Below are 23,909 nucleotides of genomic sequence, written 5' to 3' on the forward strand. Positions count from 1 at the left end.
TGCCGATCCAGTCCCCGGAGGACCCCGTCGCAGCAGGAGGGACGACCATGGCCACGCCCGGAGTCGACTACCCCGAGGACCGGTCGGTGCTCGACGTCAAGGCGGTCAGCCGCGACGACGTGCTGACCAGTTTCGTCGAGGAGGCCACCGGCGGGGAGCTGGTGATCAGCGTCGGCGAGGACGCCTCCCGGCGCCGCGTCCGGCTCGAGCCCGGCGAGGTGCTCGAGCTGGTCTGGCGCGGACCCGAGGAGCTGCGGTCGGTGCCGGCCGTGCTGCTCGACGTGCGGGGCGGCGACGCGCCGACCTGGCGGGTCCGCATCGCCGGCCCGGCCTCGCGCGGCCAGCGCCGCTCCGCGGTGCGCGTGCCGATCACCCTGGACGTGACGGTCCACGCCGGGGGGGAGCACCGCACCGGCACCACCGTCGACCTCAGCGAGGGCGGCATCCACTGCCTGCTCGACGGCGAGCCCGACCGCAGCGGCGCGCTCGAGGTCGGCTCGGTGGTGCACGTGTCGCTCGACCTCGACGGTCGCGCGCTGGCGACCAAGGCCGAGGTCATCCGGCGGCACCCGCGCGAGGACAAGCGCCCCGAGCTCTCGCTGCGCTTCATCGGCCTCAAGGAGAGGGACGAGGACGACGTCCGCCGCCGGGTGTTCGCCCAGATGCGGGACCTCCGCGCGCGCGGCCTGATCTAGCGGCCGCCGGCGGGTGCGCCAGACTGCGCCCGTGGACCGAGCCCGGCTCAGCGCGATCGCCCACCGCTGGCACCCCGTCGCCGCCCCCGTCTCCGACGACGCCCTCGCCCGGCTCGTGGAGCGGGCGGCGCCGACCGGCCGCGGCACCGCCCTCGACCTCGGCTGCGGCTCCGGCGCCTGGCTGCTGGCGATGCTGGCCGCCCGGCCGGGCCTGTCCGGCGTCGGCGTGGACACCTCCGGCCCCGCCCTCGACGCCGCCCGCGACCGCGCGGCGCTCGCCGGGATGGTCGGCCGCGCCGTCTTCGTGCAGGCCGACGCCGCCGGCTGGCGCGGCGAACCGGCCGACGTCGTGCTGTGCATCGGCGCCGCGCACGCCTTCGGCGGGACGGCCGGCGCCCTCGAGGCGGCCCGCCGGCACCTGCGGCCCGGCGGGCGGGTGCTGTTCGGCGACGGCTTCTGGGAGTCCGGTCCGAGCGAGCGGGCGCTGGCCGGCCTCGGCGCCGAGCCCGGCGAGCTGCCCGACCTGCCGGGCCTGCTGGCCGAGGTCGGCCGCTGCGGGTTCGAGCCCGGCTACGCGCACCTGAGCACGACCGCCGAGTGGGACGAGTACGAGTGGTCCTGGACCGGGGCGCTCACCGAGTGGGCGCTCACCGAGGCCGGCGCCGGCGAGCGCGAGGAGGCGCTCGGCGCCGCCCGCACCCACCGGCGGCAGTGGCTGGAGGGCTACCGCCGGGAGCTGGGCTTCCTCACCGCGGTCCTGCACGACGTCGCCTGAGACGACACCGCCCGGGACGAGACCGCCCGGGACGAGACCGCCCGGGACGACGACGGCGGCGCACCCGCATCGGGGTGCGCCGCCGTCCGCCGTCCGTCGTGCGCTCGCAGGTCCGGCCGGGCCGGGGGAGGGAGTGCGGCTCAGTGGCCGCCGGCCTCCTGCGCCCGCTTGATCGAGGCCTCGATCTCGGCCTCGGCCTCGGCGCGGCCGACCCACTCGGCACCCTCGACCGACTTGCCCGGCTCGAGGTCCTTGTAGGTCTCGAAGAAGTGCTGGATCTCCAGGCGGTCGAACTCAGACACGTCGGTGATGTCCTGGAGGTGGGCCATCCGCGGGTCGGTGGCCGGGACGGTGAGGACCTTGTCGTCGCCACCCGCCTCGTCGGTCATCCGGAACATGCCGATCGCCCGGCAGGTGATCAGGCACCCGGGGAACGTGGGCTCCTCCAGGAGCACCAGGGCGTCGAGCGGGTCGCCGTCCTGCCCCAGGGTGTTCTCGATGTACCCGTAGTCGGCCGGGTACCGGGTGGAGGTGAACAGCATCCGGTCGAGCCGGATGCGCCCGGTGGCGTGGTCCAGCTCGTACTTGTTCCGCTGGCCCTTGGGGATCTCTACCGTCACGTCGAACTGCACGGCAGATAGTGTGGACCACTGCTGTCAGGCCCACCGGCGCAGGTCCGCCCGGGAGGGCCTTCCCAGGGGGTGGGCACCATCGAGCCGAGCTCGTCGACGACCGTCACGCCGAGCTACCGGCGGCTGCGCAGACGCCTGCTGACGGTCCTGGTCACGCTGGTCGTGGTGGCCGCGCTCGCCGTCGGTGCGGTGCTCTGGCTGGGCCGCGACGGCGGCCCGGCCGCCGCCGACCCGTCGCTGCCGGCCGCCGAGCTGCCCGAGCTGGGCGAGCCCGCGCCCGTGCTCGCGTCCCTCGCCTCCGACGCGCCGGTGCCCGACCCGGCCGCCCTCGCCGACGCGCTCGCGCCGCTGCTGGCCACCCCCGCGCTCGCCGGCGGCGTGTCGGCCGAGGTGGTCGACGTCGCCAGCGGCGAGGTGCTCCTCGACGACGGCGCGGGCGACCCCGTGACGCCGGCCTCGACCGCCAAGCTGCTCACCGCCGTCGCCGTGCTCACCACGCTCGACCCCGAGGCCACCCTCGAGACCACCGTCGTCGCCGGCGCGGCGCCGGACGAGGTGGTGCTCGTCGGCGGCGGCGACCCCACCCTGTCGACCACCACGCCCTCGCTGACCTACCCGGGCGCGGCCACCGTCGCCGACCTCGCCGCCCAGGTGCGGGCCGCCCTGCCGCCCGGCACCGCGGTCGGCCGGGTGGTCGTGGACAACTCGCTGTTCGAGGGGCCGCTCACCGCCGAGGGCTGGGGCCCGGAGGACGCGCCGTCGAGCTACGCGTCCCCGGTCACCGCCACCGCCGTCGACGGCGCCCGCGTGACCCCGGGGGAGAACGCGCGCAGCGGCGCCCCCGGCACCGACGCCGGCCGCGCGCTGGCCGAGGCGCTCGACGTCCCCGGCGCCACCGTGGAGCTGGGCGAGGCCCCCGAGGGCGCGCAGGAGCTGGGCTCGGTCCGCTCCGCGCCGGTCGCCCGGCTGGTCGAGCAGGCGCTGTCGCTGTCGGACAACCTGCTGGCGGAGTCCCTCGCCCGCCAGGTGGCCCTGGCCCGCGACCTGCCGGCCAGCTTCGAGGGGTCGGCCGAGGCGGTCACCGCCGCCCTGTCCGACGCCGGCTTCGACGTCGCCGACCTCGAGCTGCGTGACGGCAGCGGCCTGTCCCGGCTGGACCTGGTCACCCCCGACCTGCTCACCGACGTCGTCGCCGGTGCCGCCGACGGCTCCCTGGAGGGCGCCTCGGCGATCGTGTCCGGCCTGGCCGTCGCCGGCTACGACGGCACGCTCGCCGACCGCGGCGACGACGACCCGGCGACCGCCCCCGGCGCGGTGCGCGGCAAGACCGGCACGCTGCTCGGCGTGCACGGGCTGGCCGGCACCGTGGTCACCGCCGACGGCCGGCTGCTGGCCTACGCGCTGGTGGCCAACGGCACCGTCGGCGGCGGCGGGCCGGAGGAGGCCGCCCTCGACGGGATGGCCGCCGCCCTCGCCGCCTGCGGCTGCCGTTGAGCCCCGGGTACCCGCAGGTCCCGCGGGTACGGTGAGGCGATGACGAGCAGCGCACTGGTCGACTGGGAGCTCGCCGGTCGCACGGCCCGCCGGCTGTCCGGGCAGGGGCCCGAGACCACCCGCGAGGAGGCCGCCGCCGTCGTCCGGGAGCTGCACGAGGCCGCCGCGGCCGCCGTCGCGCACGTCGAGGGCCTCACCGGCCTGCACCCGGTCGCGGGCGGGCCGGTGCCCGAGGTCGCCGTCGTCGACCGGCCCGGCTGGATCGACGCCAACACCGCCGGCATGGCCGCGCTCATGGACCCGCTGGTCACCGCGCTCGCCGAGCGGCAGGACAGCCGCCCCGGCCCGCTGGCCACCGCGATCGGCTCGCGTGCCACCGGCGTGCAGGCCGGCGGCCTGCTCGCCTTCCTGTCCTCGCGGGTGCTCGGCCAGTACGAGATCTTCGGCACCGGCGGCCGGCTGCTGCTGGTGGCGCCCAACATCGTCGACGCCGAGCGCCGGCTGGGCGTCGACCCGAGCGACTTCCGCCTGTGGGTGTGCCTGCACGAGGTCACCCACCAGCTGCAATTCACCGCCTTCCCCTGGCTCGCCGACCACCTCGAGGCCCAGATCGCCGAGTTCGTCGACGCCACCGACCTCAGCCCCGACGCCCTGCGCGACCGGCTGTCGGACCTGGTGCGCGGCCTGGCCGACGCCGTCCGCGGCGGGGACGACGACGAGGCCGGCCAGGGCCTGATGGCGCTGGTCCGCGACCCGGAGCAGCGCGCCGTCCTCGACCGGGTCACCGCGGTGATGAGCCTGGTCGAGGGGCACGCGGAGTTCGTCATGGACGGCGTCGGCCCCGACGTCGTGCCGTCGGTGCGCACGCTGCGCAAGCGCTTAGCCCAGCGCCGCAAGGGCCGCGGCCCGTTCGACCGCGTGCTGCGCCGCCTGCTCGGCCTCGAGCAGAAGATGAAGCAGTACGCCGACGGGCGGCACTTCGTCGGCGGCGTCGTCGACCTCGTCGGCATGGACGGGTTCAACCGGGTGTGGAGCGGCCCGGAGACCCTGCCGCTGGTCGAGGAGCTCACCGACCCCGCCCGCTGGGTCGAGCGGGTGCACGGCCGCCCGGCCGTCGCCTGAGCCGGCGCGGGTGAGCGGCCCGCCACCGGCGGTCGCGCACGTCCGCAGCGCCGTCCGGCCGGGCCTGCGCGCCTCCGCGCAGCCGGTGCTGGTGGCCGTCAGCGGGGGAGCGGACTCCCTCGCGCTGGCCGCCGCGGTGGCCTTCGAGGCCCCGCGGGCCGGCGTGCCCGCCGGCGCGGTCACCGTCGACCACCGGCTGCAGCCGGGGTCGGCCGACCGCGCCGCCGCGACGGCGGACCTGCTGCGCGGGTTGGGCCTGGACCCGGTGCGCGTCGTCGCCGTCGACGTCGGCAGCGGCGGCGGCCCGGAGGGCGCGGCGCGCTCGGCGCGGTACGCGGCGCTCACCCGGGAGGCCGCGGCGTCCGGCGCGCGGGTCGCGCTCGGCCACACCCTCGACGACCAGGCCGAGACGGTGCTGCTCGGCCTCGGCCGGGGCTCGGGTCCCCGCTCGGTGGCCGGGATGGTGGCCGAGCGCCCGCCGTTCTGGCGCCCCCTGCTCGGCGTCCGTCGGGCGACGACGCGGGCGGCCTGCGCGGCGCAGGGGCTGCCGGTGTGGGACGACCCGTGGAACACCGACCCGGCCTACCGCCGCGCCCGGCTGCGGGCCGAGGTGCTGCCGCTGCTCGAGGACGTGCTCGGCGGCGGCGTCGCCCCCGCGCTGGCCCGCACCGCGGACCTGCTGCGCGAGGACCTCGACGCCCTCGACGACCTCGCCGCCGCCTCCCTCGCCCGGGTGTCCGGCGACGGCGGGCTGCCGGCCGCCGATCTCGCCGCCCTGCCCGCCGCGCTGCGCCGCCGCGTGCTGCGCGGCTGGCTGCGGGAGGCCGGCGTCCCCGACCTGCAGGCGGTCCACCTGGGCGCCGTCGACGCGCTGGTCTCGGCCTGGCACGGGCAGGGGGCGGTGGCCCTGCCGGGCGGTGCGGAGGCGCTCCGGGCGTCTGGCAGGCTGGTGCTGCGGCCCGCCGGCTCCCCGGGCGGGAGGGCCGGGACCACCCCCGACCCGGAGGAGCACGCCCCGTGAGCGAGACCGCGTCGACCCCTGCCGCCGTGCTGGGGCCCGACCACGGCTACGGCCCCGACATCGACCACGTCCTGCTCTCCGAGGAGCAGATCCAGGCCAAGATCACCGAGCTGGCCGAGCAGGTCGCGCGGGACTACGAGGGCCGGGAGGTCCTGCTGGTCGGCGTCCTCAAGGGCGCGGTGCTGTTCATGAGCGACTTCGCCCGGGCGTTGCGGCTGCCCACGCAGATGGAGTTCATGGCCGTCTCCTCCTACGGCAGCTCCACCAGCTCCTCGGGCGTCGTCCGGATCCTCAAGGACCTCGACCGCGACATCAGCGACCGGCACGTGCTGGTCCTCGAGGACATCATCGACTCGGGCCTGACCCTGTCCTGGCTGCTCAAGAACCTCGGCGGCCGCCGGCCCGCCTCGCTCGAGGTCTGCGCGCTGCTGCGCAAGCCCGACGCGATCAAGGTCGAGGTGCCGGTGCGCTACGTCGGCTTCGACATCCCCAACGAGTTCGTCGTCGGCTACGGCCTCGACTACGCCGAGCGCTACCGCGACCTGCCCTACATCGGCACGCTCAAGCCCGAGGTCTACGAGAAGTAGGGCCCTCCGGGCGGGCGCCTCCGGACGGGGTCCTCCGGAGGGGGGACGGGGGTCCTCCGCCCAGCTCACGTACAGGGGGCACACAGCCGCGCCGGTGTACCGTCGTCGCAACGACGCTGCACCGAGCGCCAGGGTGCCCGCCCGGGTCGCGCGGCGCGTCACCCGGACGATCAGGAGGGTCGACGGGCCAGGCCGGAGCCCTCCGGTCGCCCGGCATCGGTGTATGGAACGCAAGAAGATCTTCCGCTCCGTGTGGTTCTGGGTCGTCCTCGTCGTCCTGGTCGCCCTCGGCCTGTCCGCCGTGTTCAGCGGGGGCTCGGCCTACGAGCCGGTCCGGACGTCGGTCGCGCTCGAGCAGATCGAGTCGGGCAACGTCGAGCAGGTCACGATCAACGACAAGGAACAGACGCTCGACCTCGACCTGACCGACCCGGTCGACGGCAACGACCAGATCAGCGCGTCCTACCCGATCGGCGCCTCCGACGACGTCTTCGCGCTCGTCTCCGGCCTCGGCGCCGACGGTCAGAGCACCGGCGACGGCGTCGACTTCACGACCAACGTCACCCAGGACAGCATCCTCGCGAGCATCCTGATCAGCTTCCTGCCGTTCCTGATCCTCCTGCTCCTGCTGTTCTGGCTGTTCAACTCCATGCAGGGCGGCGGCCGGGGCGTGATGGCCTTCGGCAAGTCCAAGGCCAAGCAGATCACCAAGGACACCCCGAAGACGACGTTCGCCGACGTCGCCGGGGCCGACGAGGCGATCGAGGAGCTCCAGGAGATCAAGGACTTCCTGGCCAACCCGGTCAAGTTCCAGGCCGTCGGCGCGAAGATCCCCAAGGGCGTGCTGCTGTTCGGCCCGCCCGGCACCGGCAAGACGCTGCTCGCCCGCGCGGTGGCCGGCGAGGCCGGCGTGCCGTTCTTCTCGATCTCCGGCTCGGACTTCGTCGAGATGTTCGTCGGTGTCGGCGCCAGCCGCGTGCGCGACCTGTTCGAGCAGGCCAAGACCAACGCGCCGGCGATCATCTTCGTCGACGAGATCGACGCCGTCGGCCGCCACCGCGGCGCCGGCATGGGCGGCGGACACGACGAGCGGGAGCAGACGCTCAACCAGATGCTCGTCGAGATGGACGGCTTCGACGTCAAGGGCGGCGTCATCATGATCGCCGCCACGAACCGGCCGGACATCCTCGACCCGGCGCTGCTGCGCCCGGGCCGCTTCGACCGGCAGATCGCCGTCGACCGCCCCGACCTCGAGGGCCGCAAGCAGATCCTCGAGGTGCACGCCAAGGGCAAGCCGCTCGCCCCCGACGTCGACCTCGGGACCGTCGCCCGCCGCACCCCCGGCTTCACCGGAGCCGACCTCGCCAACGTCCTCAACGAGGGAGCGCTGCTCACCGCCCGCGGCAACGGCACGCAGATCACCGACGCCACGCTCGAGGAGGCGATCGACCGCGTCATCGCCGGCCCCGAGCGCAAGACGCGGGCGATGAGCGAGAAGGAGAAGAAGGTCACCGCCTACCACGAGGGCGGCCACGCCCTGGTGGCGCACGCACTGCCCAACCTGGACCCGGTGCACAAGGTGACGATCCTGCCGCGCGGCCGCTCGCTCGGGCACACGCTCGTGCTGCCGACCGAGGACAAGTACACCCAGACCCGCTCGGAGATGATCGACACCCTGGCCTACGCCCTCGGCGGGCGCGCGGCCGAGGAGCTGGTCTTCCACGAGCCGACGACGGGCGCCGGCAACGACATCGAGAAGGCCACCTCCATGGCCCGCGCGATGGTCACCCAGTACGGCATGAGCGCCAAGCTCGGCGCGGTGAAGTACGGCAGCACCGAGGGCGAGCCGTTCCTGGGCCGGGACATGGGCTCGCGGCCGGACTACTCCGAGGCCGTCGCCGCCGACATCGACGGCGAGATCCGCGCGCTCATCGAGGCCGCCCACGACGAGGCGTGGGAGATCCTCGTGGAGTACCGGGGCGTCCTCGACCAGCTCGTCCTCGAGCTGATCGAGAAGGAGACCCTCTCCAAGGAGGACATGGCCCGCATCTGCGCGCCGGTCGTCAAGCGCCCGTCGATGGCCCCCTACAACGGCTTCGGCAAGCGCACCCCCTCCGACCAGCCCCCGGTGCTCACCCCCGCCGAGCAGGCCGCCCTGGCCAACGGCAACGGGCACGGCGCCACCGCCGCCAACGGCAACGGCGTGGGCCTGGTGAAGGGCGGCAGCAACCCGGTCGGTGACGTCGGCGCCCCCGCTCAGCGGTGAGCGAGCTCCCCGAGGAACCGGGGGACGAGGTCCGCGCGGACCCGTCCCGGATCGACGCCGCCCGCGCTGAGGCGGCCGTCCGCGAGCTGCTGATCGCGGTGGGGGAGGACCCCGACCGCCCGGGCCTGCGCGACACCCCGGCCCGGGTGGCCCGCGCCTACGCGGAGACCTTCGCCGGGCTCTGGCAGGACCCGGCGGAGGTCCTCGCGACCACGTTCGACGAGGACCACGACGAACTGGTGCTGGTCAAGGACATCCCGATGTACTCGACCTGCGAGCACCACCTGGTGCCCTTCCACGGCGCCGCGCACGTCGGGTACATCCCCGGCGAGGACGGCAAGGTCACCGGGCTGTCGAAGATCGCCCGGCTGGTCGACGTCTACGCCCGCCGGCCGCAGGTCCAGGAGCGGATGACCCGGCAGATCGCCGACGCGCTCGCCGACGTCCTCAAGCCGCGCGGCGTCATCGTCGTCATCGAGGCCGAGCACCTGTGCATGGGCATGCGCGGCATCCGCAAGCCCGGCTCGACGACGGTCACCTCCGCCGTGCGCGGCATGTTCCGCGACAACGCCGCCACCCGCGCCGAGGCGATGAGCCTCGTCCTCGGACGATGACCGCCGGCCGGTGACCGGGACCGCGCCGCGGCTGCTGCACCCGGGGCGGTGCGTGGTGATGGGCGTCCTCAACGTCACCCCCGACTCCTTCTCCGACGGCGGCTGCTTCGCCGACCGGGACTCCGCCGTCGCGCACGGGCTGGCGATGGCCGCGGCCGGCGCCGACTACGTCGACGTGGGCGGCGAGTCCACCCGCCCGGGCGCCGACCGGGTCGACGCCGCGGAGGAGCGCCGCCGCGTCGTCCCGGTGGTCGCCGAGCTCGCGGCGGCCGGGGTGCGGGTCAGCGTCGACACCACCCGCACGGAGGTGGCCGCCGCCGCGCTGGAGGCCGGGGCGGTGCTCGTCAACGACATCAGCGGCGGGCTGGCCGACGAGGGCATGGCCGCGCTGGTCGCCGACGCCGGCGTCCCGTGGGTGCTCATGCACTGGCGCGGCCACAGCCGCGAGATGTACGCCCACGCCGAGTACGGCGACGTCGTCGCCGAGGTGTGCACGGAGCTGACCGCCCGGGTCGACGCCGCGCTGTCGGCCGGCGTCGACGCCGCCCAGCTCGTCCTCGACCCCGGCCTCGGCTTCGCCAAGCAGGCGGCGCACAACTGGGCGCTGCTCGCCGGGCTGCCGCGGGTGGTCGCCCTCGGCCTGCCGGTGCTGGTGGGCGCCTCCCGCAAGACCTTCCTGGGCCGGCTGCTCGCCGGGCCCGACGGTGCCGTGCGCCCGGCCGCCGGGCGCGACGGCGCCACGCTGGCCACCACCGTCCTGGCCGCCGAGGCCGGCGCGTGGGGCGTGCGGGTGCACGACGCCGCGGGCTCGGCCGACGCCGTCCGCACCGTGGCGGCCGTGCAGCGCGCCCGCGAGGAGGCCCGGCGTGACTGAGCGGCGCACCCCCGACCGCACCCCGGACCGGATCGCCGTCCGCGGCCTCACCGCGCACGCCCACCACGGCGTCTACGGCTTCGAGCGCGAGAACGGGCAGACGTTCTCCGTCGACGCCGTCCTCGAGGTCGACACCGCGCCCGCCGCGGCCACCGACGACCTCGCGCTCACGGTCAACTACGCCGAGCTGGCCCAGCGGCTGCACGCGGTGCTCACCGGCGAGCCGGTGGACCTGCTGGAGACGCTGTGCGCGCGGCTGGCCGACGTCTGCCTCGCCGACCCGCTGGTGCAGGCGGTCGAGATCACCGTGCACAAGCCGCAGGCCGAGCTCGGCGTCCCCTTCGACGACGTCACCGTCACCATCCGGCGCGAGCGGGCATGACCCGCGCCGTCCTCTCCCTGGGCGCCAACCTCGGCGACCGCGCGGGGACCCTGCGCTCCGCGATCGACGCGCTCAAGGCCGACGGGCTGGTGGCCCGCTCGACGCTGTTCGAGACGCCGCCCTGGGGGCCGGTGGAGCAGCCGCCGTACCTCAACGCCGTCGTGTTCGTGCGCGGCGACCGCGACGCCGCCGGCTGGCTGGCCCGGGCGCACGAGCTGGAGCAGGCCGCCGGTCGCACCCGCGAGGTCCGCTGGGGCGCGCGGACCCTCGACGTCGACGTCGTCACGGTGACCGCCGACGACGGCAGCCCCGTGCTCTCCGGCGACCCCGTCCTCACGCTGCCGCACCCCCGCGCGCACGAGCGGGCGTTCGTGCTGGTGCCGTGGCTGTCGCTGGACCCCACGGCGGTGCTCCCCGGGCACGGGTGGGTCGCCGACCTCGTCGCCGCGCTGCCGCCCGACGACGTGGCGGCGGTCGTGCGCTGGGAGCACCTCCATTGAGGCCGGTGAGCCGCCGCGACCTGGTCGTCGTCGCCGTCGGGCTGGCGCTGGCCTCGTGGCTGGTCGTGCGCGCCACCTACGGCAGCCTGCCGCCGCTGCGCTGGTGGCTGCCCGTGCCGCTGGCCGTGCTCGCCGTCGCCGAGGCGCTCGGTGCCCGCACGCTGCGCACCCGGCTGGCCGCCCAGCGCGCCGCCCGCCGCGGCAGCGACCCGGGGCCGGGCGCGCCGCTGGTGCGCCCGGTCGAGCCGATGCTCGTCGCCCGCCTGGCGGTGCTCGCCCAGGCCAGCGCCTACGTCGGTGCGGTCTTCGCCGGCGTGTGGGCGGGCGTCCTGCTGCACGTGGCGCCCGCGGTGTCCCGGCTGGAGGCGGCCGGCGGTGACACGGTCACGGCCGTCGTGGGCGTCGCCTGCGCCGCCGCGCTCACGGCCGCCGCACTGTGGCTGGAGTCGGTGTGCCGGGTCCCGCCGGACGAGGACGACCCGCCCGGCGGCGTCCGCGCCTGAGCCGGGTCAGGGGCGCGCGACCGCGGCCAGCACGGTCTCCCCGACCAGCCGGCCCAGGTCGGCGGCGGCGAGCCGGCCGGTGCGCAGCCCGTCGGCGGCGCCGATGACCAGCCAGGTGAGCGCGACCAGGACCCAGTCGGCCGGCAGGTCGGCGCGGAAGTCGCCGGCCTCCTGCCCGCGGCGCACCAGCGCGCGGATCCGGTCCTCGGTGGACGCGGCCCGGGCGAGCAGGTCGGCCTCCACGGACCCGGCGAGCGGCTGGGTCGCCAGGATGCCCTGCTCCGCCCCGAGCGCCGTCAGCTCCGAGGCGAGCCGGCGCAGCGCCGCCGGTGCCGGCCCGCGTTCCGGCTCGGCGCGGTCGGTGGCCTCGGCGTAGGACCGGACCGCCCGCCGCGACAGCTCGGCCACGAGGGCCGCGCGGGTGGGGTGGCGGCGGAACAGCGTGGCGCGGCTGATCCCGGCCGCCGCCGCGATCTCCTCCATCGTCGCGTCGGGGCGGTGGGCCAGGACGTGCACCGCGGCCCGCTCGAGCGCGCCGTCGTCCAGGGGCACGGCACTCCTCCCGTTTGAGATGTCAGCGTCTCATGTGAGACATTAGTGTCTCACGGTGGACGGAGGTCGTCGTCATGGGCGAACTGTTGTGGAGTCTGGCCGGGCTGGCGCTCCTCGACTCCCTCAACCCGGCGACGATCGTCGGGGTGGCGGTCATCCTGCTGTCCCCGGCCGCGCGGCCGGCTCCCCTCGCCCTCGCCTACGTGGCGGGCGCCTTCGCCACGGTGCTGGCGGTCGGCGCCGCCCTCTACCTGGGAGCCGGCGCGCTCGCCGGCGCCCTCGACGGCGGGACGGTGTGGATCCGCCGCGGGGCGCTGGGCCTCGCCGCGGTGCTGCTCCTCGTGGCGGCCGTGCGGCGCCTGCGGACGAGGCCGCGGCGTCCGGTCCGGCTCCCGCGGTGGTTCGGCATCTGGACGGCGGCGCCCGCCGGCGTGCTGGTGACCGCGGCCGACCTGCCCAACGCCTTCCCGTACCTCGTCGCGATCGAGCGGATGCTCGCCTCCGCCGTCCCGCCCGGTCCCGCCCTGCTCCTGCTGGCCGGGTACGCGCTCGTCTACTGCCTGCCCTGCCTGGTGCTGCTCGCCGCCGGACTGGCACACGGCGACCGGGTCCGTCGCCGCCTGCGCGCGCTGCGCAGCCGCGCGGCCGGGGACGGCACGGTGGCGGCCAGCGTCCCGCGCGCGGCGCTGCTGTTCGCCTCGGCCGTCGCCGTCGGGGGGCTCGCCGCGTACGCCTGAGCCGGCGGGGACCCCGGCTAGGCGCGGGCCGCGCCGGCCACCTCGGGCACGGTGCCCTCCACCGACCGGCGCAGCGCCGCGTGCAGCGACTCCGGCGTCAGCACCCCGAGGAAGACGTCGCCGTCGAGCACGGCCACCCAGCCGGCCTCGTGCTGCAGCATCGTGGCGAACGCCGTCTTGAGCGTCGCGTCGACCGGCACCCACGCCTCCATCCGGCGCGCCGCCGAGCCCACCGTGCCGGCGCCGGTGGCCCGCTCGGCCGACAGCCACCCGTGCAGCCGCCCGTCGTCGTCGAGGACGACGGCCCAGCGCGCGCCCGCCGCGGTCATGGAGGCGCGGGCGTCGGCCAGGCCGTCGGCCACGTGCACCACCGGCGGCCGCTCGAGGTCGTCGACGGAGATGCCGGTGACCGCCAGCCGCTTGAGGCCCCGGTCGGAGCCGACGAAGTCCGCGACGAAGGCGTTGGCCGGGCGGCCGAGCAGGTCGGCCGGGGGAGCGAACTGCTCCACCCGCCCGCCGGTGCTCATCACCGCGATCCGGTCGCCGATGCGGACGGCCTCCTCGATGTCGTGGGTGACGAAGACGATGGTCTTGCGCACCGTCTCCTGCAGCCGGAGGAACTCCGTCTGCAGCCGCTCGCGCACCACCGGGTCGACGGCGGAGAACGGCTCGTCCATGAGCAGGACGGCGGGGTCGGCGGCCAGCGCCCGCGCCACCCCGGCCCGCTGGCGCTGCCCGCCGGAGAGCTGGGCGGGGTAGCGGTCGCCGTGGACGGCGGGGTCGAGGCCCACCGTGGACAGCAGCTCGTCCACGCGGTCGCGGGTGCGCCGCTTGTCCCACCCGAGCAGCCGAGGCACCGTCGCGACGTTCGCCCGCACCGTCTGGTGGGGGAAGAGCCCCACGTTCTGGATGACGTAGCCGATGCGGCGGCGCAGCCGGTCGGGGTCGACGCGGGTGACGTCCTCGCCGCCGAGCAGGATCCGCCCGCTGGTCGGCTCGATGACCCGGTTGATCATCTTCATGGTCGTCGTCTTGCCGCAGCCCGAGGGCCCGACGAGCACCGACAGCTCGCCGGCGGCGAAGGTCAGGTCGAGCTCCTGCACGCCGACGGTGCCGTCGGCGTAGACCTTCCCCACGCCCTCGAGGCGGATCTCCTGGGCGGTGCCGTCCGGGCCCGGGCCCTCCGAGCGGCTCGCGGCAGTAGCGTCCACGGGGTGACCTCCCTGGGTACGCGCCCTCTGCTGGACGCGGTGAGCGACCCCGCGGTGGGGCTGCTCGCGGTGGACGAGGCCCCGAACCCCTGGTTCGACCCGTCCTACGTGACCGACAACTGGGACAGCATCCTCGCCTACACCGGCGAGCACGTCCGCCTGACCGTGCTCGCCGTCCTGATCGGGGCGGCCCTCGCGCTGCCGCTGGCGCTGGTCGCCCGCCGCAGCCGCTACCTGTCGGCGCCGGTCCTGGGCCTGTCCACGGTCGTCTACACGATCCCGTCGCTGGCGCTGTTCGCGCTGCTGGTGCCCTTCACCGGCCTGTCGTCGAACACCGTGCTCATCGGCCTGGTGGCGTACTCGCTGGTCATCCTGGTGCGCAACTTCCTCGCCGGCCTGCAGGGCGTGCCGGCCGACGTGCGGGAGGCCGCCCGCGGCATGGGCCTGTCCGGCGCCCAGACGCTGTGGCGGGTGGACCTGCCGCTGGCCCTGCCGGCGATCATGGCCGGCCTGCGGATCGCGACGGTGTCCACGGTCGCGCTCACCACCGTGGGCGTCCTCGTCGGGCACGGCGGGCTGGGGCAGCTGATCACCGGTGGCTTCGCGTCGAACTTCTACCGGGCCGAGATCGTCACCGGCGCCGTCGGCTGCGTGCTGCTGGCGCTGCTCGCCGACGCGCTGCTCGCGGGCGCCGAACGGCTGCTCACCCCCTGGTCGCGGGCGGCGCGGGCATGAACGACTTCGAGCGGGCGATCGTCTACCTCAACGACCCCTTCAACTGGAGCCGGCCCAACGGCATCGCCGACCTCGCCGTCGAGCACCTGACCATCTCGCTGGTCGCCGTCCTCGCCGCGATGGTCGTGGCCCTGCCGATCGGCACGGCGCTGGGCACCTCCCGCCGCGGCGGCGGCCTGGTCGTCGGGCTGTCCAACGTGAGCCGCGCGGTGCCCACGCTGGCGCTGCTCACCCTCTTCGCGGTCAGCCCGATCGGCTTCGGCAACCGGGCGACCACCATCGCGCTCGCCGTCTTCGCCGTCCCGCCGATCCTCACGAACACCTTCGTCGGCTTCCGCGGCGTCGACCCCGAGGTCCGCGAGGCCGCCCGCGGCATGGGCATGAGCCGGGGCCAGGTGCTCACCCGGGTGGAGCTGCCGCTCGCCCTCCCGCTGCTGATGACCGGCATCCGGACGGCGACCGTCCAGGTCGTCGCGACGGCGGGGCTGGCCGCGCTGGTCGGCGGCGGGGGACTGGGCCGGCTGATCAACCTCGGCTTCGGTCAGCAGGACTACGGCGTGATGATCGCCGGGGCCATCGCGGTGGCCGGGCTGGCGCTGCTCACCGAGGCGGTGCTGGCCCTGGTGTCGTGGCTGGTGACGCCCGGACCGCGCCGGCTGCCGTTCCTGCAGGTCAGGCGGGCGGAGGGCGCCGGCGCCGTTCCGGAACCGACCGCATCCGGCGTCCCGCTGTGAGCCAGGTCTCGCGCTGACGGCGTCCGTGTAACGACCCCGCAACACATCCGCGGCTCGATTGCCGTCGGTCGCCGGCCGGGGGTTGCATGTGCGCCGCGGGGACCCCCGCCAGACACGCGTCGCGGCCGCCCGCCGCACGGGACACAGAAGGCGGAACCATGCGCAAGCAGCGCGCCCTCGCCCCCCTCCTCCTCGCCGGACTCCTGCTCACCGCCGCGTGCGGCGAGTCGGGCTCCTCGGGCACCGGCGGCTCCACCGGCGCCAGCGGCTCGGCCGCCGGCGGCGACGCCTGCGCCCCGGTGGCCGGCGACCAGCTCGTCGTCCTCGAGGACGACCAGGAGCTGCAGAACGCCGACAACATCGTCGCGGCGGTCACCTCGGCCACCGCCGCCGCCAACCCAGCCCTGCTGCCGGCGCTGGACGCGGTCTCCGCGGCGATGACCACCGACCAGCTCATCGAGCTCAACGCCGCCGTCGACGTCGAGCGGCAGAGCGCCGAGGACGTCGCCGCCGGCTGGGTCGCCGAGAGCGGCGTGACCGACGGCCTCGAGCAGGGCAGCGGCCCGATCGTGGTCGGCGCCGGCAACTTCACCGAGTCGACGATCCTGGCCAACGTCTACGCCGGGGTGCTCGACGCCGCCGGCTTCGACGCCTCGGTGCGCGAGGTCGGCAACCGCGACCTCTACCTGCCGGCGCTCATCTCCGGCACCGACCTGCAGGTCTTCCCCGAGTACCTGGCCACGGTCACCGAGGCGGTCAACAAGCAGGTCAACGGCCCCGAGGCCGCGCCGATCGCCAGCGGCGACGCCCAGGCCACCCGCGACGCGCTGCAGCCGCTGGCCGACCAGGTCGGGCTCACCTTCGGCACGCCGTCGCAGGCCGCCGACCAGAACGCGTTCGCGGTCACGCAGGAGTTCGCCGAGGGGCTGGGCGTCACGACGCTCTCGGAGCTGGCCGACGCCTGCGGCGACGGATCGCTGGTCCTCGGCGGCCCGGCCGAGTGCCCGACCCGCCCGTTCTGCCAGCCCGGCCTCGAGGACACCTACGGCCTGACCTTCGCCGAGTTCCGCGAGTTCGACGCCGGCGGCCCGCTCACCAAGGCCGCCATCCAGCAGGGCGAGGTCTCCATCGGCCTCGTGTTCAGCTCCGACGGCGCCCTCGCCCAGGGCTGACCCGCTCGGCACCACCTCAGCGAGCCCTCGGCTCCGCCACACGGGACGTATCCGTGCCGGAGTCGGGGGCTCGCTCAGCGTTACCCTGAGGACCATGCGTGCCACGGGGGAGGACGGCCCGGCCCGTCGCGGTGCCGGCGGGTCCTCTCCGTGGCGGGCGGCCGGCCTCGCGCTCGGCTGCCTGGCGGCCGTCGCCGCCACCGCGGTCGTCTTCCTGAGCGACGACCCGACGATCCTGCGGATCGCCGTCGTCTCCGTGGCCTGGGCGTGCCTGCTGGCCGCCTTCGCGACCGCCCGCCCCGCCGCCGACGACGACGGTGCCGCCGCCCGCACCGAGGCCGACCTGCGCGCCGCCCACCGCCGCGAGGTCGCCGAGGTCCGCGACGCCGAGCGGGAGCGCACCGACCGGGTCCGCCGCGACTCCGAGGACGCCATGCGCCGCGAGCTCGACGCGCTGCGCGGGGAGCTCGCCGGCCTGCGCGAGGGCCTGTCCGGCCTGGGCGCGCTGCGCCAGGAGGTCGCCGCCGTCGGCGCCCTGTCCGGGGAGCTGCGCGGCGAGCTGGCCGAGCTCACCGGACTGCGGGCCGACGTCGGGCGGCTGCGCGCCGAGCTCACCGGGCAGCTCTCGGGCCAGCTCTCCGGGGAGATGCGCGTCGAGCGGGTCGTCATGCACGCCCAGTCGGTCCGCACCGGGCCCGGCCGCGAGACGCTGGAGCCCGCCACCTCCGCCTGGTCGGCCGACGTCGCGCGCGAGCTGACCGGCGCCTGGCCGGCCGCCCCGGCGCCCGCCACCGTCGCGGCCCCCGCGTCCCGGCCCGAACCGGTCGCCGAGGTCCGCCCGGAGCCGCTGCCCGCGCTGCGCCCCGAGCCCGTCGCGGTCCCGGTGGCCGCCCCCCTCGCGGCCCGGCCCCGGCCCGCCGTGCCCGTGCCGCCGCCGGCCCGCCCGGCCGCCGGGTCGCCCCGCGAGTGGCTCGCCGCCCGCGGCATGCTCGACGACCGCCCCGCCGTGCCGCCGGTCCCCGTCCCGCCGGCCCCCGCCGCGCCGGCCGCCGTCCCCCCGTCCGCGTTCCCCCCGGTCCCCGTCCCGGCGGCCGCCGAGCGCGCGCCGTACCGCCGGCGCACCGACCCGCCGCCGTCCGCGCACCGGGCGCCGGCTCCCTACGAGCAGGTCACCGTGCAGCGGCCCGCCGTGCACGCCACCGCGGCCGGCCACGGCGCGACCGCCGCGCCGGGAGTGCCGCCCGTCGTCGTCCCGGTCCCGTCCCCGGTCCTGGCTCCGGTCGCGACCGCGGACGACGACCCCGGTGCGGCGCGGCTGGCGCAGATCCTCGCCGAGAGCGGCGTGCGGCCCGGCGGCCGCCGCCGGCGCTACCGCGAGGACGACGCGGGCGAGGACGTCCTCGCCCGCGTCCTCGGCCGCTAGCCGGACCGACGGGTCAGGCGGGGCCGCGGGACAGCGCGCCGCCGTCGAGCACCAGCGTCTGGCCGGTGACCCAGCCGGCGCCGAGCAGGTAGGCCGCCGCCTCCCCGACGTCCTCCGGCTCGCCGAGCCGCCCGGCGGGGTAGGCGCGGGCGGCCTCGGCCTCGCGGCCCTCGTAGAGGGCGCCGGCGAAGCGGGTCTTCACGACCGCCGGGGCGACCGCGTTGACCGTCACCGTGGGCCCGAGCTCGACGGCGAGCTGGGTGACCAGGTTGATCAGCGCGGCCTTGCTGACGCCGTAGCCGCCGATCATCGGCGAGGCCTTGAGACCCGCCACCGAGGCGACGACGAGCACCGAGCCGCCGTGCTCGCCCATCCACGCGCGCCAGGCCTCCTGCACCAGCCCGAGCGTGCCGACGACGTTGGTGTCGAGGATCTTGCGGAACGCGTCGAGCTCGAGGTCGACCATCGGCCCGTAGACCGGGTTGATGCCCACGTTGCCGACCAGGTGGTCGAGGCTGCCGAACCGCTCGACGGCGGTGCGCACGGCCTCCGCGCGGTGCGCCGCGTCCCCGGCGTTGCCCGGGACGCCGACGGCGACGTCCGGTCCGCCGAGCGACGCCACGGCCTCCTCGAGCGCCTCGGGCTTGCGGGCGGTGAGCACCACCCGCGCCCCCCGGTCGACCAGGCTGCGCGCGATCGCCAGCCCGATGCCCCGGCTGCCGCCGGTGACCAGTGCGGTGCGCCCCTCGAACGTCTGCACGCCAGCTCCCTCGTGTCCGCCGGCGACCGCGTCGGCGCCGGTGCCGCCGCTCACCGTAGGGGCGGCGCGACGGGCCGTTCCCCGCCACCCCGGGCCGCCCGGACGGGGGAGTGACCCACTCCACAGGCCCCGTGCGTTGCAGGGGGCCCCGGGGCGTCACACACTCGCCATCGGCGCGTCGCCCGCGTGACACACCCGGTCGCAGCGGACGCCCCGCCGGCACCCCCCCGCTCGACCCCGCACACCCGGCGCGACGACGACGTCGCACCGGCCACCGAGTCCGGTACCCGCGAGGGACTGGAACGAGAGGTGACCGCGATGCCTGCTGCCCGCAGGACCTCCCGCGCTGCCGGGCTCCGGCCCGCCGCCAGCGCCCCCGCCCGGCTCCGCGTCGGCGTCGTCGGCGCCGGCCGCGTCGGCGCCGTCCTGGGCGCCGCCCTCACCGCCGCCGGCCACGACGTGGTCGCCGCCTCCGGGGTCTCCGCCGCCTCCGCCGAGCGCGCCGCCCGGCTGCTGCCCGGCGTCCCCCTGCTGCCCGCCGACGAGGTCGTCGCCGCCGCGGACCTCGTCGTCCTCGCCGTGCCCGACGACATCCTCGCCGGCCTCGTCGCCGGCCTCGCCGGCACCGGCTCCTGGCGGCCCGGCCAGCTGGCTTTCCACACCTCCGGCGCGCACGGCCTCGCCGCCCTCGCGCCCGCGGAGGAGGCCGGCGTCCTGCCGCTGGCGCTGCACCCGGCGATGACCTTCACCGGCGCCCCCGAGGACGCCGACCGCCTCGCCGGCGCCCCGTTCGGCGTCACCAGCCGCCCGGAGCACCGGCCCGTCGCCGAGACGCTGGTGCTCGAGATGGGCGGCGAGCCGTTCTTCGTCGCCGAGGAGGACCGGCGGCTCTACCACGCCGCACTGGTCACCGGCGCCAACCACCTGGTCACCCTCGTCGCCGAGGCCGCCGACCTGCTGCGCGCCGCCGGCGTCGACGCGCCCGCCCGCGTGCTCGCCCCGCTGCTCACCGCCGCGCTGGACAACGGCCTGCGCTGCGGCGACCGCGGGCTCACCGGGCCGGTCAGCCGGGGCGACGTCGGCACGGTCGCCGACCACCTGCACACGCTCACCGAGCGGGCGCCGGCCTCGGTCGCCGCCTACGTCGCCATGGCGCAGCGCACCACCGAGCGGGCGCTGGCCGCGGGCCGGCTCAAGCGGCACGAGGGCGCCCCGCTGCTCGACCTGCTCTACGAGGCCGCGGACCCGGCGGGCTCCCGGTGACCACCGGCACCACCCCCGCCGTCGCGGAGACCTCCGCCGAGCTGCGGGAGGTCGTCGCCGGCCTGCCCGGCCCGGTCGCCCTGGTCCCCACGATGGGGGCGCTGCACGAGGGCCACCGCACCCTGGTCCGCGCCGCCCGCGAGCGCGCCGGCAGCGTCGTCGTCTCGGTGTTCGTCAACCCGACCCAGTTCGGGCCCGGCGAGGACCTCGACCGCTACCCCCGCACCTGGGACGCCGACCTCGCCGCCCTCACCGAGGAGCACGCCGACGCGGTCTTCCACCCGCCGGTCGAGGAGGTCTACCCGCCCGGGTCGCTCGGCGTGACCGTCGACCCCGGCCCGCTCGGCGCGGTCCTCGAGGGTGCCGTGCGGCCCGGCCACTTCGCGGGCGTGCTCACCGTCGTCGCCAAGCTGTTCGGCCTGGCGCGGCCCGACCTCGCGTTCTTCGGCGAGAAGGACTACCAGCAGCTCACGCTGGTGCGGGCCATGGTCCGCGAGCTGGCGCTGCCGGTGGAGGTCGTCGGCGTCCCCACCGTCCGCGAGGACGACGGCATGGCCCTGTCCAGCCGCAACCGCTACCTGACCCCGGAAGAGCGGGCCCGGGCCGCGACGTTGAACAGGGCGTTGCGGTCCGGTGCGGACGCCGGCCCCGACGGCGCCGACGCCGTCCTCGCCGCCGCGCGCGCGGTGCTCGCCGGCGCGCCGGAGCTCGTCGCCGACTACCTCGCGCTCACCGACCCCGACCTCGGCCCCGCGCCCGCGGCCGGCCCCGCCCGCCTCCTGCTGGCCGCCCGCGCCGGCAGCACCCGACTCCTCGACAACACCGACGTCCAGCTGGGAGAGCCCCGATGATGCGCACGATGCTCAAGTCCAAGATCCACCGGGCGACGGTGACGCAGGCCGACCTGCACTACGTCGGCTCGGTCACGGTCGACGAGGACCTCCTCGACGCCGCCGACCTCATCCCCGGGGAGCAGGTCGCGATCGTCGACATCACCAACGGCGCGCGGCTGGAGACCTACGTCATCCCCGGCGAGCGCGGCAGCGGCGTCATCGGCATCAACGGCGCCGCCGCGCACCTCGTGCACCCCGGCGACATGGTCATCCTCATCAGCTACGGCCTGATGGACGAGACCGAGGCGAAGAGCTACATCCCGAAGGTCGTGCACGTCGACGGCGACAACCGCGTCGTCGAGCTCGGCGGCGACCCGTCGGCGCCGGTGCCCGGCGCGACCGACCAGCGGCGCAGCGACCTGGGCGTGCCGGTCCGGTGAGCTCCCTGACGACGCCGTCGGTCACCGGCCTGCCCACCCGCCTGGCCGCCCCGGCGCCGGGCTGGGAGCTGTCGGCCGACGTCTGCGTCGTCGGGTCCGGCGTCGCCGGGCTGTGCGTCGCCCTGCACGCGCGGGCGGCGGGCCTGTCGGTCGCCGTCGTCACCAAGGTGCGCGTCGACGACGGGTCGACCCGCTGGGCGCAGGGCGGCATCGCCGCCGTCCTCGACCCGGCCGACACCCCCGGCGCGCACGCGCGCGACACCGAGGTGGCCGGCGTCGGGCTGTGCGAGCCCGCCGCCGTGCAGGCGCTCGTGACCGAGGGGCCCGGGCGGCTGCACCAGCTCATCGACTGGGGCGCCGCCTTCGACCGCGACCCCGGCGGCCGGCTGCTGCTCACCCGCGAGGGCGGGCACTCGGCCGACCGGATCGTGCACGCCGGCGGCGACGCCACCGGCTCGGAGGTGCAGCGCGCGCTGCACGCCGCCGTCCTGGCCGACCCCGGCGTCACGCTCGTCGAGCACGCCATGGTGCTCGACCTGCTCACCGACGCCTCGGGCCGGGCGGCCGGCGTCACCCTGCACGTGCTGGGGGAGGGCTCCGCGGACGGCGTCGGCGCGGTGCGCGCCCGCGCGGTCGTGCTCGCCACCGGCGGCATGGGGCAGGTCTACGCCGCGACGACGAACCCGTCGGTGTCCACCGGCGACGGCGTGGCCCTCGGGCTGCGCGCGGGCGCGGTCGCCACCGACCTGGAGTTCGTCCAGTTCCACCCCACCGCGCTCTACCTCGGCCCCGGCGCCCGCGGGCAGCAGCCCCTGGTCAGCGAGGCGCTGCGCGGCGAGGGCGCGGTGCTGCGCGACGGCGCCGGCGAGCGGTTCATGGTCGGCGCGCACCCGCTCGCCGAGCTCGCGCCGCGCGACGTCGTCGCCAAGGGCATCACCCGGGTGCAGCTGCGCGACGGCGTCGACCACGTCTGGCTCGACGCGCGCGGCATCCCGGGGCTGGCCGAGCGGTTCCCGACGATCGTGGCCCGCTGCCGCCAGGCGGGCATCGACCCGGTCACCGACCTGGTCCCGGTCACCCCCGCGGCGCACTACGCCTCCGGTGGGCTGGCCACCGACCTCGCGGGCCGCACGACCGTCCCCGGCCTCTACGCCTGCGGCGAGGTCGCCTGCACCGGCGTGCACGGGGCCAACCGGCTGGCGTCGAACTCGCTGCTGGAGGGGCTGGTGTTCGCCGCGCGCATCGGCGCCGACCTCGCCGCCGCGCTGCCGCCGTCGGCCCCCGCGCTGGCCGGCGCGCCCGGCACCGGCGGGCTGCTGGACCCGGCCGGGCGCCGCACGGTCACCGACACCATGTCCGGCCGCGTCGCCGCGCTGCGCTCGGGCGCCGGGCTGGCCGAGGCCACCGGGGTGCTCGCCTCGCTCGCCGCGTCGCTGGTGGAGGGGCCGGGCGCCGCGCCCGGCGTCGAGAGCTGGGAGGCCACCGGCCTGCTCACCGTGGCGAGCGCGCTCACCGCGGCCGCCGCGGCCCGCGAGGAGACCCGCGGCTGCCACTGGCGCGAGGACCACCCCGGCAGCGAGGAGGAGTGGCGCGTGCACCTGGACGTCCGCCTGGACGACGACGGCCGGCTGCGGCTGTCCCGCCGCCCGGTCGGCGAGCCCGTGGGAGTGGCCTGGTGACCGCCACCGACCCGCGCTCGCTGGAGGGCACCGGGCTGTCGGAGGCCTGGGTCGGGGAGCTGGTCGAGCGCACGCTGGCCGAGGACCTCGCCGGCGGCGCCGTCCTCCCGAGCGCCCCCGACCTCGCCGTCGCCCTCGACGTCACCAGCGCCGCCACCGTGCCCCCGGCGCAGTACGGCACCGCCGACCTGGTGGCCCGGGTCGGCGGCGTCGTCGCCGGGCTGCCCGTGGCCGCCCGCGTCTTCGCCCGCCTCGCGCCCGGCGCCACGCTGACCGCCGGCGCCGCCGACGGCGACCGCGTGGCCCGCGGCGACGTGCTGCTCACGATCCGCGGGCCGGTGCGGGCCCTGCTCGCCGCCGAGCGCAGCGCGCTCAACATCGCCAGCCGGGCCAGCGGCATCGCCACCGCCACTCGCGCCTGGGTGGACGCTGTCGAGGGCACCGGCGCGGTCGTCCTCGACACCCGCAAGACCACGCCGGGCCTGCGCCCGCTGGAGAAGTACGCGGTGCGCTGCGGCGGCGGGTCGAACAAGCGGATGGGCCTCTACGACGTCGCGATGGTGAAGGACAACCACGTCGCCGCCGCGGGCTCCGTGGCCGCCGCCGTCGCCGCCGTGCGCGAGCGCGCGCCGCGGGTGCCGGTGCAGGTGGAGGCCGACACCCCCGCGCAGGCGGTGGAGGCGGTCGAGGCCGGCGCGGACTTCCTGCTGCTGGACAACATGCCGCCCGCGACGCTGCGCGAGGTCGTGGCGCTGGTCGGTGGCCGCGCGGAGCTCGAGGCCACCGGCGGGCTCACCCTCGCCGTCGCCCGCGAGGTGGCGCAGACCGGCGTCGACTTCCTGTCGGTCGGCGCGCTCACCCACTCCTCGCCGATCCTCGACCTCGCGCTCGACCTGCGGGCCTGA

The 23,909-nt window shown here is 76.7% G+C and carries 26 protein-coding genes; 22 read left to right on the plus strand and 4 right to left on the minus strand.

Going from position 1 to position 23,909, the window contains the following annotated elements; all coding sequences use genetic code 11:
* Positions 1 to 47 precede the first annotated feature (47 nt).
* Together BUE37_RS02045 and BUE37_RS02050 are read left to right on the plus strand one after the other, a co-directional pair.
* On the plus strand, positions 48 to 695 hold the full coding sequence (locus BUE37_RS02045; protein ID WP_073418341.1) for a flagellar brake protein: 648 nt from the start codon (positions 48 to 50) through the stop codon (positions 693 to 695).
* A gap of 31 nt (positions 696 to 726) precedes the next feature.
* Complete coding sequence (locus tag BUE37_RS02050; RefSeq protein ID WP_073418343.1) at positions 727 to 1,470, plus strand: SAM-dependent methyltransferase; 744 nt, start codon at positions 727 to 729, stop codon at positions 1,468 to 1,470.
* A 140-nt stretch (positions 1,471 to 1,610) separates the two neighbouring features.
* Here the strand turns inward: BUE37_RS02050 and BUE37_RS02055 are convergent, their stop codons facing one another.
* Positions 1,611 to 2,102 (minus strand): inorganic diphosphatase, encoded by a 492-nt coding sequence (locus tag BUE37_RS02055; protein ID WP_073418345.1) that lies wholly within the window; start codon positions 2,100 to 2,102, stop codon positions 1,611 to 1,613.
* Between the two features lie 69 nt (positions 2,103 to 2,171).
* On the opposite strand from BUE37_RS02055, the gene dacB reads away from it, so the two are divergent.
* The 10 genes from dacB to BUE37_RS02105 all read left to right on the plus strand — a co-directional run bounded on the left by dacB (position 2,172) and on the right by BUE37_RS02105 (position 11,465).
* A complete protein-coding gene (gene dacB, locus BUE37_RS02060; RefSeq protein WP_083628186.1) occupies positions 2,172 to 3,596 on the plus strand; it encodes a D-alanyl-D-alanine carboxypeptidase/D-alanyl-D-alanine endopeptidase in 1,425 nt (474 codons plus the stop codon).
* A 39-nt stretch (positions 3,597 to 3,635) separates the two neighbouring features.
* On the plus strand, positions 3,636 to 4,718 hold the full coding sequence (locus BUE37_RS02065) for a zinc-dependent metalloprotease (protein ID WP_073418346.1): 1,083 nt from the start codon (positions 3,636 to 3,638) through the stop codon (positions 4,716 to 4,718).
* Between the two features lie 10 nt (positions 4,719 to 4,728).
* The gene (gene tilS, locus BUE37_RS02070) at positions 4,729 to 5,739 is read left to right on the plus strand and encodes a tRNA lysidine(34) synthetase TilS (RefSeq protein ID WP_073418347.1); all 1,011 of its coding nucleotides are present in this window, start codon (positions 4,729 to 4,731) and stop codon (positions 5,737 to 5,739) included.
* Entirely contained in the window at positions 5,736 to 6,326 is a 591-nt protein-coding gene (gene hpt / locus BUE37_RS02075) for a hypoxanthine phosphoribosyltransferase (RefSeq protein WP_175562772.1), read from the plus strand. The genes tilS and hpt overlap by 4 nt, the downstream gene beginning before the upstream one ends.
* Positions 6,327 to 6,549: 223 nt before the next feature.
* Positions 6,550 to 8,592 (plus strand): ATP-dependent zinc metalloprotease FtsH, encoded by a 2,043-nt coding sequence (ftsH, locus tag BUE37_RS02080; RefSeq protein WP_073418349.1) that lies wholly within the window; start codon positions 6,550 to 6,552, stop codon positions 8,590 to 8,592.
* Positions 8,589 to 9,206 (plus strand): GTP cyclohydrolase I FolE, encoded by a 618-nt coding sequence (gene folE, locus BUE37_RS02085; protein WP_073418351.1) that lies wholly within the window; start codon positions 8,589 to 8,591, stop codon positions 9,204 to 9,206. The genes ftsH and folE overlap by 4 nt, the downstream gene beginning before the upstream one ends.
* A gap of 10 nt (positions 9,207 to 9,216) precedes the next feature.
* The gene (gene folP / locus BUE37_RS02090) at positions 9,217 to 10,080 is read left to right on the plus strand and encodes a dihydropteroate synthase (RefSeq protein WP_245794244.1); all 864 of its coding nucleotides are present in this window, start codon (positions 9,217 to 9,219) and stop codon (positions 10,078 to 10,080) included.
* Entirely contained in the window at positions 10,073 to 10,462 is a 390-nt protein-coding gene (gene folB / locus BUE37_RS02095; protein ID WP_073418352.1) for a dihydroneopterin aldolase, read from the plus strand. The genes folP and folB overlap by 8 nt, the downstream gene beginning before the upstream one ends.
* Positions 10,459 to 10,962, plus strand: a complete 504-nt coding sequence (gene folK, locus BUE37_RS02100; RefSeq protein WP_073418354.1) for a 2-amino-4-hydroxy-6-hydroxymethyldihydropteridine diphosphokinase — start codon at positions 10,459 to 10,461, stop codon at positions 10,960 to 10,962. The genes folB and folK overlap by 4 nt, the downstream gene beginning before the upstream one ends.
* A 5-nt stretch (positions 10,963 to 10,967) precedes the next feature.
* Entirely contained in the window at positions 10,968 to 11,465 is a 498-nt protein-coding gene (locus tag BUE37_RS02105; protein ID WP_245794245.1) for a DUF3180 domain-containing protein, read from the plus strand.
* Between the two features lie 6 nt (positions 11,466 to 11,471).
* Here BUE37_RS02105 and BUE37_RS02110 read toward each other — a convergent pair whose 3' ends face one another.
* Positions 11,472 to 12,017: a TetR/AcrR family transcriptional regulator gene (locus BUE37_RS02110; protein ID WP_073418356.1), complete on the minus strand. Its 546-nt coding sequence runs from the start codon at positions 12,015 to 12,017 to the stop codon at positions 11,472 to 11,474.
* Positions 12,018 to 12,091: 74 nt separating this feature from the next.
* Here BUE37_RS02110 and BUE37_RS02115 point away from each other — a divergent pair, with 74 nt between their 5' ends.
* Positions 12,092 to 12,754, plus strand: coding sequence for a GAP family protein (locus BUE37_RS02115; protein WP_073418357.1), 663 nt, complete (start codon positions 12,092 to 12,094; stop codon positions 12,752 to 12,754).
* A gap of 17 nt (positions 12,755 to 12,771) precedes the next feature.
* Here the strand turns inward: BUE37_RS02115 and BUE37_RS02120 are convergent, their stop codons facing one another.
* Complete coding sequence (locus BUE37_RS02120) at positions 12,772 to 13,965, minus strand: ABC transporter ATP-binding protein (protein WP_083628189.1); 1,194 nt, start codon at positions 13,963 to 13,965, stop codon at positions 12,772 to 12,774.
* Positions 13,966 to 13,968: 3 nt separating this feature from the next.
* Between BUE37_RS02120 and BUE37_RS02125 the strand changes: the two genes are divergently transcribed.
* The 4 genes from BUE37_RS02125 to BUE37_RS02140 all read left to right on the plus strand — a co-directional run bounded on the left by BUE37_RS02125 (position 13,969) and on the right by BUE37_RS02140 (position 18,029).
* Positions 13,969 to 14,700, plus strand: a complete 732-nt coding sequence (locus tag BUE37_RS02125; RefSeq protein WP_245794246.1) for an ABC transporter permease — start codon at positions 13,969 to 13,971, stop codon at positions 14,698 to 14,700.
* Positions 14,697 to 15,434 carry an ABC transporter permease gene (locus BUE37_RS02130; protein WP_073418358.1) on the plus strand — a complete coding sequence of 246 codons (738 nt, stop codon included), beginning with the start codon at positions 14,697 to 14,699 and terminating at the stop codon, positions 15,432 to 15,434. The genes BUE37_RS02125 and BUE37_RS02130 overlap by 4 nt, the downstream gene beginning before the upstream one ends.
* Positions 15,435 to 15,592: 158 nt before the next feature.
* A complete protein-coding gene (locus tag BUE37_RS02135) occupies positions 15,593 to 16,606 on the plus strand; it encodes a glycine betaine ABC transporter substrate-binding protein (RefSeq protein ID WP_073418359.1) in 1,014 nt (337 codons plus the stop codon).
* A 94-nt stretch (positions 16,607 to 16,700) separates the two neighbouring features.
* Positions 16,701 to 18,029, plus strand: coding sequence for a DUF6779 domain-containing protein (locus tag BUE37_RS02140; protein ID WP_073418360.1), 1,329 nt, complete (start codon positions 16,701 to 16,703; stop codon positions 18,027 to 18,029).
* A gap of 13 nt (positions 18,030 to 18,042) precedes the next feature.
* Here the strand turns inward: BUE37_RS02140 and BUE37_RS02145 are convergent, their stop codons facing one another.
* Positions 18,043 to 18,789, minus strand: a complete 747-nt coding sequence (locus tag BUE37_RS02145) for an SDR family oxidoreductase (RefSeq protein ID WP_073419475.1) — start codon at positions 18,787 to 18,789, stop codon at positions 18,043 to 18,045.
* A gap of 318 nt (positions 18,790 to 19,107) precedes the next feature.
* Here BUE37_RS02145 and BUE37_RS02150 point away from each other — a divergent pair, with 318 nt between their 5' ends.
* Genes BUE37_RS02150 through nadC form a run of 5 tightly spaced genes read left to right on the plus strand, consistent with a single transcriptional unit; the run spans position 19,108 to position 23,909 of the window.
* Positions 19,108 to 20,052, plus strand: coding sequence for a Rossmann-like and DUF2520 domain-containing protein (locus BUE37_RS02150; protein ID WP_073419478.1), 945 nt, complete (start codon positions 19,108 to 19,110; stop codon positions 20,050 to 20,052).
* The gene (gene panC / locus BUE37_RS02155) at positions 20,049 to 20,903 is read left to right on the plus strand and encodes a pantoate--beta-alanine ligase (RefSeq protein WP_073418361.1); all 855 of its coding nucleotides are present in this window, start codon (positions 20,049 to 20,051) and stop codon (positions 20,901 to 20,903) included. The genes BUE37_RS02150 and panC overlap by 4 nt, the downstream gene beginning before the upstream one ends.
* On the plus strand, positions 20,900 to 21,325 hold the full coding sequence (gene panD / locus BUE37_RS02160) for an aspartate 1-decarboxylase (protein WP_073418362.1): 426 nt from the start codon (positions 20,900 to 20,902) through the stop codon (positions 21,323 to 21,325). The genes panC and panD overlap by 4 nt, the downstream gene beginning before the upstream one ends.
* A complete protein-coding gene (locus BUE37_RS02165) occupies positions 21,322 to 23,004 on the plus strand; it encodes an L-aspartate oxidase (RefSeq protein WP_175562773.1) in 1,683 nt (560 codons plus the stop codon). The genes panD and BUE37_RS02165 overlap by 4 nt, the downstream gene beginning before the upstream one ends.
* Positions 23,001 to 23,909, plus strand: coding sequence for a carboxylating nicotinate-nucleotide diphosphorylase (gene nadC, locus BUE37_RS02170; protein WP_245794247.1), 909 nt, complete (start codon positions 23,001 to 23,003; stop codon positions 23,907 to 23,909). Before BUE37_RS02165 ends, nadC begins: the two co-directional genes overlap by 4 nt.

The organism is Geodermatophilus nigrescens (assembly GCF_900129495.1).
Lineage (GTDB): Bacteria > Actinomycetota > Actinomycetes > Mycobacteriales > Geodermatophilaceae > Geodermatophilus > Geodermatophilus nigrescens.

Coding starts and splice junctions, on each gene's coding strand:
- BUE37_RS02045 (WP_073418341.1), top strand. CDS start 48: ATGGCCACGCCCGGAGTCGACTACCCCGAGGACCGGTCGGTGCTCGAC.
- BUE37_RS02065 (WP_073418346.1), top strand. CDS start 3,636: ATGACGAGCAGCGCACTGGTCGACTGGGAGCTCGCCGGTCGCACGGCC.
- ftsH (WP_073418349.1), top strand. CDS start 6,550: ATGGAACGCAAGAAGATCTTCCGCTCCGTGTGGTTCTGGGTCGTCCTC.
- folK (WP_073418354.1), top strand. CDS start 10,459: ATGACCCGCGCCGTCCTCTCCCTGGGCGCCAACCTCGGCGACCGCGCG.
- BUE37_RS02115 (WP_073418357.1), top strand. CDS start 12,092: ATGGGCGAACTGTTGTGGAGTCTGGCCGGGCTGGCGCTCCTCGACTCC.
- BUE37_RS02130 (WP_073418358.1), top strand. CDS start 14,697: ATGAACGACTTCGAGCGGGCGATCGTCTACCTCAACGACCCCTTCAAC.
- BUE37_RS02135 (WP_073418359.1), top strand. CDS start 15,593: ATGCGCAAGCAGCGCGCCCTCGCCCCCCTCCTCCTCGCCGGACTCCTG.
- BUE37_RS02140 (WP_073418360.1), top strand. CDS start 16,701: ATGCGTGCCACGGGGGAGGACGGCCCGGCCCGTCGCGGTGCCGGCGGG.
- BUE37_RS02150 (WP_073419478.1), top strand. CDS start 19,108: ATGCCTGCTGCCCGCAGGACCTCCCGCGCTGCCGGGCTCCGGCCCGCC.
- panD (WP_073418362.1), top strand. CDS start 20,900: ATGATGCGCACGATGCTCAAGTCCAAGATCCACCGGGCGACGGTGACG.